The organism is Bradyrhizobium sp. Crot121, assembly GCF_059512385.1.
The window spans coordinates 117753-131075 of record NZ_JCAMOR010000008.1; the positions used below are offsets into that span (position 1 = coordinate 117753).

A 13323-nucleotide genomic window follows, 5' to 3' on the forward strand; every position below is an offset into this window, starting at 1 on the left:
GCCATTGAGCGCGACACAGGCGGCTTCAGACGAGGTTCTGATCGCCCGGATCGCTCAAGGCGACCGGCTCGCCATGCAGGTGCTGTACGGGCGGCACCACGTCAGAGTGTACCGTTTCGGACTCCGGCTTGTGCGGGACGAACAGGTCGCGGAAGACCTCATCAGCGAGGTGTTTCTCGATGTCTGGCGCCAGGCCGGCAAATTCGAAGGACGATCTGCCGTCTCAACCTGGCTGTTGGCGATCACCCGGTTCAAGGCCCTGTCTGCGCTGCGGCGCAGGAAGGACGCTGAACTGGATGAAGACGCCGCGAACGCGATCGAGGATGCGTCCGACGATCCGGAAGTGGCGGTGCAGAAGAAGGATACGGGTGAAGCGTTGCGCAAGTGTCTAACGGCACTTTCGCTGGAGCACCGGGAGATTGTCGATCTGGTCTACTACCACGAGAAGTCCGTGGAGGAAGTCGCCGAGATCGTTGGTATTCCGGAGAACACCGTGAAGACGCGCCTGTTCTATGCGCGGAAGAAATTGGCCGAACTGCTCAAGGCAGCCGGCATAGAGCGAGGTTGGCCATGATGGCGGCGAGAAGGAAGATGCTGGAAGAGCCCAGCGACGTCGAATTGCTGCTGCCTTGGCATGCCACGGGCACGTTGAACGCGCGCGATGCGCGACGTGTCGAGGAGGCGCTGGCCAGCGATGCGGAACTCGCCGGGCAATATGCCGTGATCCGCGAGGAATTTGCCGAGACCATCCGCCTCAACGAGAGTTTGGGCGCGCCGTCGATGCGCGCCATGCAGAAACTGTTCGCCGAGATCGACCAGGAGCCGGTGCGCACACGGCCGACTTCGGTGAGCCTTTCCAGGCGAATCTCGCAGTTCTTTGCAAGCCTGTCGCCGCGGACGCTGGCGTGGTCGGCGGGCGTTGGTGCGGTCGTGCTGCTGCTGCAGGCCGGCGTGATTGGCGCGGTGCTGATGATGAAGAGCCAGGGCAGTTCGTTCCAGACGGCGTCGCTCACGCTGGAGCAGCGGGCGGCTGCGCTCGAGTCCGCCGCTCCGATCACCCGCAACCTCGGTGTGACGAGCCCGCCGCGCGCGCTAGTTCGTTTCGCGCCGGACGCCCGCATTTCCGACATCACGGCGCTGCTCGACAATTACCAGGCCTCGATCATTGGCGGGGCCCGCGACGGCATGTTCCGGATCCAGTTCGGCAACAGCGCGATGAGCAAGACCGACGTCGCCGCGCTGCTCGGCAGGCTGCAGAAGGAAAAGATCGTCAGCCTCGCGGTGGAGACGCCGTAAGGCGCAAGCGGTCATAGATTTTCCCACGACGCGCTAGCGCGAGATGCCATGACCCGTGAACGCTCGAAATGGCGGATCGAGATGGCGTTGGTGCTGATTTCGGCGCTGTTCATCGGTTCCACAGGTCCGGCCGCGGCGCAGAGCATCATGCGCACGCCGGAAATCCGCGTCGCCCCACGGGTGCCGAGCGTCAGCACGAATGTCGGGCCGCGGGTCAATACCAATATCGGCGGGGCGGCGGTTGCGCGGACCCCCTCGCGGATCAGCGTCACCACCATGCCCCGCATTGGTGTGCAGTCGACGCTGCCCTCCGCGCGCTATTCGCCCAACCTCCACCGCGCCTGCGACGCTGCCTATCGCGGTAGCGACGGCGAGTGCCTCGACCGTCCCGTCGTCTCCACTGCGGATGGCGGCAGTGGCGGCAAGGCGGCCGGCAGGAAGGCCAAGGGCGGATCGCGCAACAACGCGCCGCGAACCGCGGTTGATTTCCGCGCGGTGCCCAACGAACTCGTGGCCGAAATCGATGGTGCGCTGACCGACGCGCAGATCGAGGAGCTGGCGCGGCGTCATGGCCTGGCGCGGGCGGAGATACGGAACGTCCCGCTGCTCGGCTCCACCATCGGCCTGTTCCGCATCACCGATCGCCGCCCGGTGGACGTGGTGCGCCGGGCGCTGGCCGGCGACGGCCGCGTGCGCTCGGTGCAGCTCAACTTCCGCTACCTGTTGCAGGACCAGAAGACGGCACCGACCGAGGGCGACCCGGCGCAATACGCGCTGGCGCAGCTTCGCCTGCCGCAGGCGCACACACTCGTCCGCGGCATGAACGTGACCATCGCCGTGATCGATTCCGGCATCGATGCCGGCCATCCGGAACTGGCGAATACGATTGCCGACACGTTCGATGCGATCGGCAGCAATGAAGGGCCGCATGCGCACGGTACCGGCCTCGCGGGGGTGATCGCCGCCCATGCCAGGCTGATGGGGAGCGCGCCGGAGGTGCGCATTCTCGCGATCCGCGCGTTCGGCGCGACCGCGAACGGGGCGCAGAGCTCGTCCTATGTGATCCTGAAGGGACTGGATTATGCGGTGCTGCACGGCGCGCAGATCATCAATATGAGCTTTGCCGGCCCCAAGGATCCACTGATCGAGCGGGCGGTCGCCGCGAGTGCGGCGCGCGGCATCGTGCCGGTCGCCGCCGCCGGCAATGCCGGGGCGAAATCGGCGCCGCTCTATCCCGCCGCGAACCCGAACGTGATCGCGGTCAGCGGCACCGATGCGCAGGAGAAACTGTTCTCCGCCTCGAACCGGGGCAACTACATCGCACTCGCTGCGCCCGGCGCCGATATCTTCCTGCCGGCGCCGGACGGCAAATACCAGATCACTTCGGGCACGTCGTTTTCCGCCGCCTTCGTCAGCGGCATTGCGGCACTGGTGCTGGAGCGCAATCCTGCGCTGAAACCGAACGAGGTGCGCTCGATCCTGACCGCCACGGCGCGCGATCTCGGCGCCCCCGGACGTGACGATCTGTTTGGGGCAGGGCAGGCCGATGCGTTCGCGGCGGTGTCCGCCGTCGCGCCAGTTCCGCTCGCCTCTGGCAAGCACGCACCGGCTGCGCCCGCGCAGGATAACACTTCTGTGAGCCGGGCGATGGAACAGTCGGCACCGGCCATGGCAGCGGACAAATCGGCCGAAAATGACGTGAAAAGCCCGGCCGCGCAGTGAGTTTTCCCCGCCTTCTGGCCGCAGGCCGTCGCCGCGGAAGGTTAAAAAAATCGAACCGGGATTTTGAACGTCGGGCAGGGTGTCGCGACCAATAAAGTGTGGGAGCGATCCATTCCTCCCCATTAGCTATATCAGGCGCGAGCGCCCATCCACCCCAAGCGCCCATATGGCTTGACCCGTCCGGTTGTCCCCCCGGACGGGTCTTCATTTTTGTGGACAGCGTGGACAACGCTTTCTGGTTGCGCCGTCAGTCATGCTGGCGTCGCGTCGACCGTCTAAGAGCCGCAAACCCAATAATCCGGTATTCCTGCGGACTTCTCTGCGTGCCCCGAGTCGTTTACGAAAAGGTGTTAGACTTTCTTTACCTTTTCCACAGAATATCCCAATCATGTTTTGATTCGGTTCGGTTGCGTCTTGCGTCCGTTTCTCTCCTTACGGGCTGTCTTAATGACAAATCGAACTGACGCGGCCAGAGGCCGCGAGATCGTGGCGCGCTGGTGCGCGCTGGCGGAAGCACGGCTGGAACACCTCACCGAACTGTTCGAATCCGGGCGCTGGCGCCGCTATCACAGCGAGGTGTCCTTCCTCGAGAACGTCCAGGAAGCCAAGCAGGCGGTCGAGACCTGGCGCGAGCTGTTGCGGCGCGAGGCCTCGCTGGACAATTCGCCGATCGACATCTCCTGGCTCGGCCGTGGCCACGTGACGCCGCTGCCGACCCCGGTGCGGTTGCAGCAGCGACCGGTCGAACGGCCGGCACCAGTGGCGCCGCCGGAGCCGCCGATCGAGATTGTCGCGCTCATGCAGGCTGTGGAAGAGGAAGCGCCGGCGCCGGAAGAGGCGCCGCTGCCGCTGCTCGACCTCGCCGCCATTCAGGCGCGCTATCCGCTGCTGCGCAACACGCTCTAGAAATTATCTCCGCACCGCGTTGCCGCCCAGCACGAGCTGCGCATATTGCTGCGCGCCGGCAAGCGATAGATCGGTCGTGATGACCCGCGCATGGTCGAGCCCGACTACGGCGCCGCGCGGCGTTTCCGAGATCATGTTGTTGTGGACCAGCGCGATCCCGGCGCCCGGTACCACCGAGACGCCGATACCGGCGAACGCCTTGCGGATCACGTTGCCGGTAATGGCGACGTCGCGCAGATATTTGCCCCAGCCGGCAACGATGCCGAAGGAGGGCGCGTTCTCGATCACATTGCCGGTGACCGCGGTATCCGCCTCGACATAGATGCCGATGCCGGCATCATCGTCCGGCGCGGTCCCGATCGGCCGCTTCGGGATCAGGTTGCGGATGACGTTGCCCTGGACCGCCGCGATGCGGCCGCCCTCGTTGAAATTGCACACGGAGACGCCAACGGCCGTGCCGTCGACCGTGTTGTTGGCGATGACGGCACCCTCGAAGGAGAACTCCGAGTAGAGCGCGACCTCGCGGACATCGCTGACGCTGTTGTCTGATATATGGATGTTCGACGCCGAATTGCCGCGCACGGCGGAATAGTCGCAGTTCTTGATGCGGTTGCCACGCACAATCACATTGCCGGCCCGGAAGGCGTTGATGGCGTTGCCGTACTGGCCGGAGCCGCCGGGGCCAGCCTTGATGTCCTCGATGCGGTTGTCTGCAACGATGGTGCCATCGTCGCCGATGGCGGTACGCAGGATCTCGATGCCGTTGTCGTTGGTGCCTGAGATCGTGTTACGCGAGACCATCAGGCCCAGCGCGTCGAACGAGACGATGGCGGTGGTCGCAATGTCGGTGAAGATGTTGCCGCTGACGTCGCCCGACACCTGCTCGAACCAGATGCCGTTGCCGCCGCTGCCTTTGATCTCGCATCCGGTGATGCGGACATCGCGCGCCGTGAGGCAATGCACGAGGCCGCGCCGCGTCGGCAGCGGCACACTGCCGCCGTCCAGCGTGAGGCCGGAGAGGCCGATGCCGTCGGCGCCCTCACCAAGAAACATCGACAGCCCGCCGTTGAAGACGAGTTTGGTCGCACCGCGCACGCCAATGAGCTGCGAACCGCGCTGCAGGCGGAGCAGGCCGGTGCGATAGACGCCCGGCGGCAGCGCCAGCGGTGCTTGCGCGCGTGCGGCCTCATCGATCGCGCGCTGCAGGACTTTGGTCTGGTCGTCGGGACTGCCGGGGCGGACGCCATACTGGGTGGCGTCGCGGCCGAGCGCGGAGGTGAGCGGCGCCGCGCGCGCAGCGTCCGCCGACAGCGCCAGCGCGCCGGCGGCGCCCGCTGCGGAAGCTCCGATGAGATGGCGGCGATTGACGTTCATGATGCGTGGCCCCGCGACGCCGCAAATCGTAGCGCAGATCGGCAGTCGCGCGTGGCGGACGCGAGGGCGCGCGCGGGTGATTGTTGGGGGTAGGGTTAATCGCGGGTGGAGATATGCGCTGGGCGCCGCGCCAGCTTCACCATTTCCGTCAGCAGCGCCTCGCCGGCATCGACGAGATCTTCCAGCGTGATGCGCTCGGTTCCCTTGCGCAGCGATGTGCCGTGGCGCGGGATCAGCGGCACATGCACGAATGCGGCGAGCCGCAGGCGGTCGGTCTTCTCCACGGCTTCGATCGCACGCCAGCTTAGGTAGTTGCAGAGATAGCTGCCGGCGTCGCGAGAGGCGCGCGCGTCGATGCCGGTCGCGAGCGCGGCGCGCAGCAGTCTTGCGGTATGCGGTCCGAACATTGTCGCGTCGGCGCCGCCAACGATCGAGCTCTTGCGCGCACGGCGGCGGCCGGCATCGGCGACCAGCGTGGTGACGGCATTGCGGACGCGGGTCTCGATCCGTAAGTGCGCGGTGCGGCTGGCAAGCCCGAACATCAGAAGCGCCCGCGGACGGACGCGCGCGATCAGTTCGGGCAATTCGCGATCGACGGTGTCGTAGGCGACGTGGAAGATGTGGCTCGTCAGCCTGACATCATCGAAGGCGGGACGGCGAAGCTGCGTCAGCCGCTTCACCAGCGGCATGGTCGGATTGAACGGCGCCCCGGGAAACGGACCGAAGCCGGTGATAAGTACGGAGAGCTTTTCGCTCATCGCAACAGTTCCGCGATCTGCTCGGCCGCCACGGCCGGCGAGATGCGGCCGTCAGCAACCTCGGCCTCCGTCTTCTTCACCTTGGCGCGGATCGCGGGGTCGGAGCGCAGGCGCGCCATGATCCGCTGCTCCAGCATTGACCACATCCATTTCACCTGCTGCTCGCGCCGTCGCGCCGCGAACTCGCTGGAGGCGTTCATCGCGGTGCGATGCTCGACGATCTTCTGCCAGAGCTTGTCGATGCCCGCGCCGGTCAAGGCCGAATAGGTTTCGACCGGCGGGTGCCAGTGTTGCGAACGCGGTGCCAAGATATGCAGCGCGCTGCGATAGTCGGCTGCCGCGACATTGGCGCGCTTGAGATTGTCGCCGTCGGCCTTGTTGATCGCGATCATGTCGGCGAGCTCGACCAGGCCCTTCTTGATGCCCTGCAATTCGTCGCCGGCGCCGGGCAGCATCAGCGCGAGGAAGAAATCGGTCATGTCGGAGACCGCCGTCTCGGACTGGCCAATGCCGACGGTTTCTACCAGCACCACGTCAAAGCCGGCCGCCTCGCAGAGCAACATCGCCTCGCGCGTTTTCGCCGCGACGCCGCCGAGCGTGCCGGAGGAAGGCGAGGGGCGGATATAGGCCTGCTCGGACGCCGAGAGCCGCGCCATCCGCGTCTTGTCGCCAAGGATCGAACCGCCGCTGCGCGCTGAGGACGGATCAACCGCCAGCACCGCGACCTTGTGCCCGTGCTCGATCAGGTACATGCCGAGCGCATCGATCGTGGTCGACTTGCCGACCCCGGGCGAGCCGGTGATGCCGACACGGAAAGCCTTGCCGGTGTCCGCGAGCAGCGCCTGCACCAGATCGCGCGCCGCCGCCTGGTGGTCGGCGCGACGGCTTTCGATCAGCGTGATCGCACGCGCCAGCGCCGCGCGGTTGCCGGCGCGCAGTTCATGAGCGAGGGCGTTGATGTCGAGCGCTTTGGTGCCGCTCATTGCTGATCGTCTTCATCCGCTTTGGGCCGCGATCCGCTAAAAACCTTTGCACCGTCCGGCGACAGATATGGCTTCAGCGTCTCCCACGGCACGAACGCGACGTATTGGCCCTCGGCGTAGGGGCCGACGGCATAGGGCGGATAGTGGAAGGTCAGGCCGGAGCTCTTGCCCGTCTCGGTCGAAGGCGCCAGCGTCACCGCGCCGATCTTGAGCAGCGTCGGCTTCAGTTCTTTGTACCACTCGGCGGTCGCGGTCTCATCGGCGCCGCGCTTCTTCTTCTCGGCGTTCAATGAGGCGATGACTGCCTCCAGCATCGCCTTCATGGTCGGTCCGTCGTCGGCGGTCTCCGTGAAGAACGGGCGGATGCTGATGCGCTTCTTGTCGGTGGAATCCCACAGGATCGTGTTGACGTCTGAATTCGGATGCGCGCCGCGAGTATTGATGTAGTCGTTGCGGACAATGCTCACGTAACGGCCACCGACAACCGAGCGGATGTTGTACTTGCGCTCGAAGGTCCAGCCGCCACGGTCGAACAGTTGCGGATCCTGCTTCCGCGTGGATGCCGCCTCCGCAGCGCTCTTGTCGACCCACTTCTTGCCTTCGGCAAGGCAGTCCGCCGCCAGCGCGGGATCGGCCTTGATCTTGTCGTCGAGATAGACGGTGGCTTCGATGCTCCTGTTCTTGACCAAAGCGTCGGGTTTGGGATCTGCGGCGAGAGCCGGCTGGATGCATATAACGCTCAATGCCAGCGCAATGCTCAATTTGTTCAGCAAGTTCAAGGCTTCGCTTCCTTGGCAATTTGTTCTGCAAAGTTCTTGAGAGGTTCGAGATCGTCCTCGACCATGCTCCAAAGCAAGTCCGCGTCGGTTCGGTGATAGGCATGCCGTAACCAGTTTCCAAGATCGGCTAAAGCCCTCCAATTGATGCGAGGCTCTTGCGCCTTCAGATCTATTCGAATGAACCGGGACGCCTCGCTGATGAGCAATCGTTCCACAGCCAGCCGTATCACCAGATCGTTGGCAAAGCTTTCGCGTGTATGCCCAGCGACGATACGTCGAATGTCATCGATCACTATGAGGATATGATCGATTCGGTCGGCTGACGTCGGCCGCACGTCAAAACACTTCGACGATGTCGTCTGCAATGTGCTGCGCGAAGCGGGGGTCGAGCGACCGCCGCGTGGTAGCCTGCGCCTGCAGCCCGGTCGCATCCTCAATGATGTGCTCGACACCAATCAAATTGAGAAGTGAAAACGAAGCGTCCGGCTCGATCTCGACAAGCACGTCGATGTCGCTGTCAGGACGATTGTCGCCGCGTACGCGCGAGCCAAAAATGGCGAGCTTCGACACGCCCGTTGCCTTGATGGCATCGGCGTTCTTTCGTATCGCAGCAATAACCTCGTCACGCGTCATGGCACAACCTGTTGCGCAGTTCAGCCAGTCTATCAGCTACTCCGCCGCCTCGCTATGGCCGAGCCGGGCGTTGAGCTTGTGGATCAGCTCTTCGGCGGCGTCGGAGATCACAGTGCCGGGCGGGAAGATCGCTTCCGCGCCCGCCTGGTACAGCGCCTCGTAATCTTGTGGTGGCACCACGCCGCCGATGATGATCATGATGTCCTCGCGGCCGTATTTCTTCAGCGCCGCCTTCAGTTCCGGCACCGCCGTCAGATGCGCGGCGGCGAGCGAGGAGACGCCGAGGATGTGGACGTCGTTTTCCACCGCCTGCCGGGCCGCTTCGTCAGCGGTGGCAAACAGCGGCCCGATATCGACGTCGAAGCCGATATCGGCAAAGGCCGATGCGATCACCTTCTGGCCGCGATCGTGGCCGTCCTGGCCGATCTTCGCCACCAGGATGCGGGGCCGGCGGCCTTCGGCCTCCTCGAAGGCATCGATCAGCGCCTGCACCTTCTCGACCCGGTTGGACATGGCGGCTGCCTCCCGCTTGTAGACGCCGGTGATGGACTTGATCTCGGCGCGGTGGCGGCCGAACACTTTTTCCATGGCGTCCGAAATCTCGCCGACGGTCGCCTTGGCGCGCGCCGCGTCGATGGCGAGCGCCAGCAGATTGCCGTTGCCTTCGGAGGCCGAACGGCTCAGCGCCGCCAGTGCCTGCTCGACGTCCTGCTGATTGCGCTCCTGCCGCAGCCGCTTCAGCTTGTCGATCTGCAGCCGCCGCACGTTGGTGTTGTCGACCTTCAAGACGTCGATCGGCGCCTCGTTCTCCGGCTTGTACTTGTTGACGCCGATCACTGCCTGCTTACCAGCGTCGATCCGCGCCTGCGTCTTGGCCGAAGCCTCCTCGATCCGCAGCTTCGGCACGCCGGCTTCGATCGCCTTGGCCATGCCGCCGAGCTCTTCGACTTCCTGGATATGGCCCCAGGCCTTGGCGGCGAGATCGCGGGTCAGCCGCTCGACATAGTAGGAGCCGCCCCAGGGATCGATGATCCGGTTGGTGCCGCTTTCCTGCTGCAGGAAGAGCTGGGTGTTGCGCGCAATGCGGGCGGAGAAGTCGGTCGGCAGCGCCAGCGCTTCATCGAGCGCATTGGTGTGCAGCGACTGGGTGTGTCCCTGCGTCGCCGCCATCGCCTCGATGGTCGTGCGCATCACGTTGTTGAAGACATCCTGCGCGGTCAGCGACCAGCCCGAGGTCTGGCAGTGCGTACGCAGCGAGAGCGAGCGCGGGTCCTTCGGGTTGAACGGCTTGAGCAGCTTGGCCCACAGCAGGCGCGCGGCGCGCATCTTGGCGACTTCCATGAAGAAGTTCATGCCGATCGCCCAGAAGAAAGACAGCCGCGGCGCGAACCGGTCGACATCGAGGCCGGCGGCAAGTCCGGCGCGCAGATATTCGACACCGTCGGCGAGCGTATAGGCGAGTTCGAGGTCCTGCGTAGCGCCGGCCTCCTGCATGTGATAGCCGGAGATCGAGATCGAGTTGAACTTCGGCATCCGCTGCGAGGTGAAAGCGAAGATGTCGGAGATGATCCGCATCGAGGGCGACGGCGGGTAGATGTAGGTGTTGCGCACCATGAACTCTTTCAGAATGTCGTTCTGAATGGTGCCCGACAGTTTCTCCGGCGGCACGCCCTGTTCCTCGGCGGCCACCACGAACAGCGCGAGGATCGGCAGCACCGCGCCGTTCATGGTCATCGACACGCTCATCTGGTCGAGCGGAATGCCTGCGAACAGCGTGCGCATGTCGTAGATCGAGTCGATCGCAACGCCGGCCATGCCGACGTCGCCGGAGACGCGCGGATGATCGGAGTCGTAGCCGCGGTGGGTGGCGAGATCGAACGCGACCGAAAGGCCCTTTTGTCCGGCGGCGAGGTTGCGGCGATAGAACGCGTTGGAGTCCTCGGCCGTGGAGAAGCCGGCATATTGCCTGATGGTCCAGGGCTGGTTGACATACATGGTCGGGTAGGGGCCGCGCAGATACGGTGCGACGCCCGGCCAGGTCTCGAGGAAGTCGATGCCGGCGAGATCGGCTTCGCCATAGCTCGCCTTGACCGGGATGCCTTCGGGCGTCAGCCAGGCCTCGATCGCGTCGGTGGGAGGCGCGCTGGCGGTTGGCTTGAAAGCGATATCAGCGAAATTGGGAATGCGCGTCATTCCTTTGTTCCCTCAAACCTGCGATTCCGTTCGATCAATCGCTGTACATTCTCTTTGTAGACGGGATCATCCCGATAATCTTTCGCGAGACCGTCCACTCCCTTTCCTACCAGGGAAGCGATCCATGCGAAGGGATTTAATAGCCAATCTGCCCATTCTAGAATTCGCTTCATCGCGGCATCTCGCTCAGCAACAGGCCGCCCTCAATCATGGTCCGGATGCTGATGGCTGACGATGGTCGCCATCTTCTCCGGCCCGTAATTCTGTTGCGTGGTCTGGCTCGGCAGGTTGGCGATGCCGACCACCCAGCCAAGCCTTGATTCAGTGCCGTATTGCCGGGTCGGCACCACCATGTCGGGCCGGTCGAAGGCGCCGGTCATGATCTCGATCCGGGGACCGTCGATGAGGTGGAAGCTCAAGGGGGTGCCGCAGGCGGGGCAGAAGTCGCGCTCGGCAATTGAAGAGGAACGGAACGACGCCGGCCTACCACGGGTCCAGGTGAAATCGGTCCGCTCGATATCGGCGAAGGAGGCAAACGGCGCGCCGGAGGCCTTCTGGCACATCCGGCAATGGCAGATGCTGATCCGCGTAGGTGCCGCCGTCACCGCAAAACGGATGGCGCCGCATTGGCAGCCGCCGGTCAGAACGGGTTTTTGGCTCGACGTCATGCTCACTCCATCCGCCGATAGGCTTCCTGCAGCGTCGCCGGCGCGTCGCAGCCGGCGAAGACAAAATCGGTCACGCCGGTCGCGCGCAGCGCGGCTTCCAGCTCCCCCGGCCGTCCAGCCAGATAGATATGCCTTGCGCCGGCGGCTTGAAGGGCCTTGGCAGCCGCAGCGGCCTGTTCCGCGTAGACCTTATCCGAGGAACACAGACAGGCGATTGCGGTCCCCGACGCCTTGAAGGCGGCCGCGAGCGCCGCGGGATCGGAAAATCCCTCGCTGTCGAGCGCCTCGATGCCGCCGGTCTCGAAGAAGCTCTTCGCAAAGGTAGCGCGCGCGGTGAAGTCGGCGGGCGTGCCGAGATCGGCGAGGAAGATTTTTGGACGGGCCCCGCTCGACTTCAACTTTGCGTCCGATTTGTCGCGCAGTGCCTCGAAGGGGTCAGCGAGCCGCATCGGTGACAGCGCGTCGAACTTGAACTTGGCCTCACCATAAGCTGGTAGCACAACCGGTTTTGCTTCCAGCACCGTTGCATCGGCCTCGTGCAGGTTCGGAAACTCGCTGGCGCCGGTCAGCACGTCGCGACGCTTGGCGATGTTGGCCTCGCGCGCGGCACGCGTCGCGGCGACCTTGCGCTGGATCAGGTTCTGCTGAAGCGCGGCAAAGATGCCGCCGGCGCTTTCGATCTCCTGGAACAACAACCAGGTCGCTTCGCAAAGTTCCTTCGTCAGCGTCTCGATGCCGCCGGAGCCCGCTGCCGGATCGGATACTTTTGCGAGATTGGACTCTTCTAAAAGAATGAGTTGCGTGTTGCGCGCAACGCGCCGGGCAAAGTCGTCGGGCAGGCCGAGCGCCAGCGTGTGCGGCAGCACGGTGACGGCGTTGGCACCGCCAAGCCCCGCGGCGAACGTGGCCATGGTGGCGCGCAGCATGTTCACATAGGCATCGCGCTTCGTGAGCATCCGCCAGGCGCTGTCGGCGGCGATGAACAATGGCCGTGGCGTCAGTCCGCAGGCTTGCTCGATCCGCGCCCACAGGAGCCGCAGCGCGCGGAATTTCGCCAGCGTCAGGAACTGGTCGGCATCGGCGCTGAGCCGCGCATAGACCATGCCTTGGGCATCCTCGAGCGCGACACCGGCTTGTTCGAGGGCGCGCAGATAGGCGACCCCGCTTGCCAGCACGAAGGCGAGTTCCTGCACCTCCGATCCGCCGGCATCATGGATCACGCGCCCGTCGGCGGCGGCGAAAGGCCCCTTGAAGCCGAGCGCCACCAGGCCTTTGACGGCGCCGGTCACCGCCGGCACGATCTCGCCCCAGTCATAGGGGCTAAAGCCCCAGACCGCACAGGCCGCCAGCGGATCGAGCCCGAAACGGATGTCGCAGTTCGCGGGATCAAATCCCCTGCGCTTCACATATTCCGCGACATGGATTGCGGCCATCCGCGATTGCGGGCCGATCTGAAGATCAAGGGCAATGCCGGCGTCGAGATAGATGCCGTCAAGCACCTTGTCGACGGCTTCCGCCGTCGGCTCGAGTCCGAAGCCATGGGCGCCGCTGCCGCCGGCGAAGACCAGCGCGAGGCCGGTGGCGCCATTCTCGAGATCATGCAGCGCCTGCGCATTGGCGCGGCGCGGGTCGGGATCATCGATCCGCTGCATGATCTGCCAGGGCGCAGCCTGACCGCGGCCGGCGATCGGGCCGGCATTGGTGGCGCGGCGATAGATCGGCTCGATTTTGATCCCGTCATAGGTCTTGCCGACCAGCTTCTCGAACGGCGCGCCCTTCAGGACGCCGTCCACCAGCTTGCGCCAGTCCTCGTAAGTCGCCGGCGCGAAATCGGCCGCCAATCGCAGATCGTCAGTCGTGGTCGTCATCCGCCCTATCGTTCCTCAAGTCGTCCTCGCCGTTTGGCCGGAAATTGCCACGCCGAAGCCGCCAAGCCAAACGCTGTTTTCAGTACCGCAATCCCGTAGCCCGGGTGAAGCGCAGACGCCCACCCGGGTTGCGTGTTCCACCC

13 protein-coding genes are annotated in these 13323 nt (G+C 64.8%); 4 read left to right on the plus strand and 9 right to left on the minus strand.

The window, feature by feature from the left end:
• Positions 1-4 precede the first annotated feature (4 nt).
• From AC5ZGW_RS10605 to AC5ZGW_RS10620, 4 genes are all read left to right on the plus strand, one after another.
• Complete coding sequence (locus AC5ZGW_RS10605) at positions 5-574, plus strand: sigma-70 family RNA polymerase sigma factor (RefSeq protein ID WP_028166186.1); 570 nt, start codon at positions 5-7, stop codon at positions 572-574.
• On the plus strand, positions 571-1296 hold the full coding sequence (locus AC5ZGW_RS10610; protein WP_130229377.1) for a hypothetical protein: 726 nt from the start codon (positions 571-573) through the stop codon (positions 1294-1296). Before AC5ZGW_RS10605 ends, AC5ZGW_RS10610 begins: the two co-directional genes overlap by 4 nt.
• Positions 1297-1377: 81 nt before the next feature.
• Positions 1378-3018: a S8 family serine peptidase gene (locus tag AC5ZGW_RS10615; RefSeq protein ID WP_245475033.1), complete on the plus strand. Its 1641-nt coding sequence runs from the start codon at positions 1378-1380 to the stop codon at positions 3016-3018.
• 447 nt (positions 3019-3465) lie between these two features.
• Complete coding sequence (locus AC5ZGW_RS10620; protein ID WP_130229375.1) at positions 3466-3924, plus strand: TIGR03809 family protein; 459 nt, start codon at positions 3466-3468, stop codon at positions 3922-3924.
• A 3-nt stretch (positions 3925-3927) separates the two neighbouring features.
• Here AC5ZGW_RS10620 and AC5ZGW_RS10625 read toward each other — a convergent pair whose 3' ends face one another.
• From AC5ZGW_RS10625 to AC5ZGW_RS10665, 9 genes are all read right to left on the minus strand, one after another.
• Positions 3928-5298 (minus strand): TIGR03808 family TAT-translocated repetitive protein, encoded by a 1371-nt coding sequence (locus tag AC5ZGW_RS10625; RefSeq protein WP_474419179.1) that lies wholly within the window; start codon positions 5296-5298, stop codon positions 3928-3930.
• Between the two features lie 95 nt (positions 5299-5393).
• Positions 5394-6056: a pyroglutamyl-peptidase I gene (locus AC5ZGW_RS10630; RefSeq protein ID WP_130227241.1), complete on the minus strand. Its 663-nt coding sequence runs from the start codon at positions 6054-6056 to the stop codon at positions 5394-5396.
• Positions 6053-7039 carry a methylmalonyl Co-A mutase-associated GTPase MeaB gene (meaB, locus tag AC5ZGW_RS10635; protein WP_130227240.1) on the minus strand — a complete coding sequence of 329 codons (987 nt, stop codon included), beginning with the start codon at positions 7037-7039 and terminating at the stop codon, positions 6053-6055. The genes AC5ZGW_RS10630 and meaB overlap by 4 nt, the downstream gene beginning before the upstream one ends.
• Positions 7036-7818: a DUF3298 and DUF4163 domain-containing protein gene (locus AC5ZGW_RS10640; RefSeq protein ID WP_496113911.1), complete on the minus strand. Its 783-nt coding sequence runs from the start codon at positions 7816-7818 to the stop codon at positions 7036-7038. The genes meaB and AC5ZGW_RS10640 overlap by 4 nt, the downstream gene beginning before the upstream one ends.
• Positions 7815-8111, minus strand: a complete 297-nt coding sequence (locus AC5ZGW_RS10645; protein WP_245474812.1) for a HepT-like ribonuclease domain-containing protein — start codon at positions 8109-8111, stop codon at positions 7815-7817. The genes AC5ZGW_RS10640 and AC5ZGW_RS10645 overlap by 4 nt, the downstream gene beginning before the upstream one ends.
• Positions 8112-8154: 43 nt before the next feature.
• A complete protein-coding gene (locus AC5ZGW_RS10650) occupies positions 8155-8451 on the minus strand; it encodes a nucleotidyltransferase family protein (protein WP_130227239.1) in 297 nt (98 codons plus the stop codon).
• Between the two features lie 36 nt (positions 8452-8487).
• On the minus strand, positions 8488-10644 hold the full coding sequence (scpA, locus tag AC5ZGW_RS10655) for a methylmalonyl-CoA mutase (RefSeq protein ID WP_130227238.1): 2157 nt from the start codon (positions 10642-10644) through the stop codon (positions 8488-8490).
• 203 nt (positions 10645-10847) lie between these two features.
• Entirely contained in the window at positions 10848-11312 is a 465-nt protein-coding gene (locus AC5ZGW_RS10660) for a GFA family protein (RefSeq protein WP_130227237.1), read from the minus strand.
• Positions 11313-11314: 2 nt separating this feature from the next.
• Positions 11315-13180: a methylmalonyl-CoA mutase subunit beta gene (locus tag AC5ZGW_RS10665; protein ID WP_130227236.1), complete on the minus strand. Its 1866-nt coding sequence runs from the start codon at positions 13178-13180 to the stop codon at positions 11315-11317.
• Positions 13181-13323: the final 143 nt, after the last annotated feature.

Excerpts from the sequence above, each read along its gene's own strand:
- AC5ZGW_RS10610 (WP_130229377.1), top strand. The coding sequence starts at position 571 with ATGATGGCGGCGAGAAGGAAGATGCTGGAAGAGCCCAGCGACGTCGAA.
- scpA (WP_130227238.1), bottom strand. The coding sequence starts at position 10,644 with ATGACGCGCATTCCCAATTTCGCTGATATCGCTTTCAAGCCAACCGCC.
- AC5ZGW_RS10660 (WP_130227237.1), bottom strand. The coding sequence starts at position 11,312 with ATGACGTCGAGCCAAAAACCCGTTCTGACCGGCGGCTGCCAATGCGGC.
- AC5ZGW_RS10630 (WP_130227241.1), bottom strand. The coding sequence starts at position 6,056 with ATGAGCGAAAAGCTCTCCGTACTTATCACCGGCTTCGGTCCGTTTCCC.
- AC5ZGW_RS10665 (WP_130227236.1), bottom strand. The coding sequence starts at position 13,180 with ATGACGACCACGACTGACGATCTGCGATTGGCGGCCGATTTCGCGCCG.
- AC5ZGW_RS10650 (WP_130227239.1), bottom strand. The coding sequence starts at position 8,451 with ATGACGCGTGACGAGGTTATTGCTGCGATACGAAAGAACGCCGATGCC.
- meaB (WP_130227240.1), bottom strand. The coding sequence starts at position 7,039 with ATGAGCGGCACCAAAGCGCTCGACATCAACGCCCTCGCTCATGAACTG.
- AC5ZGW_RS10620 (WP_130229375.1), top strand. The coding sequence starts at position 3,466 with ATGACAAATCGAACTGACGCGGCCAGAGGCCGCGAGATCGTGGCGCGC.
- AC5ZGW_RS10615 (WP_245475033.1), top strand. The coding sequence starts at position 1,378 with ATGGCGTTGGTGCTGATTTCGGCGCTGTTCATCGGTTCCACAGGTCCG.
- AC5ZGW_RS10625 (WP_474419179.1), bottom strand. The coding sequence starts at position 5,298 with ATGAACGTCAATCGCCGCCATCTCATCGGAGCTTCCGCAGCGGGCGCC.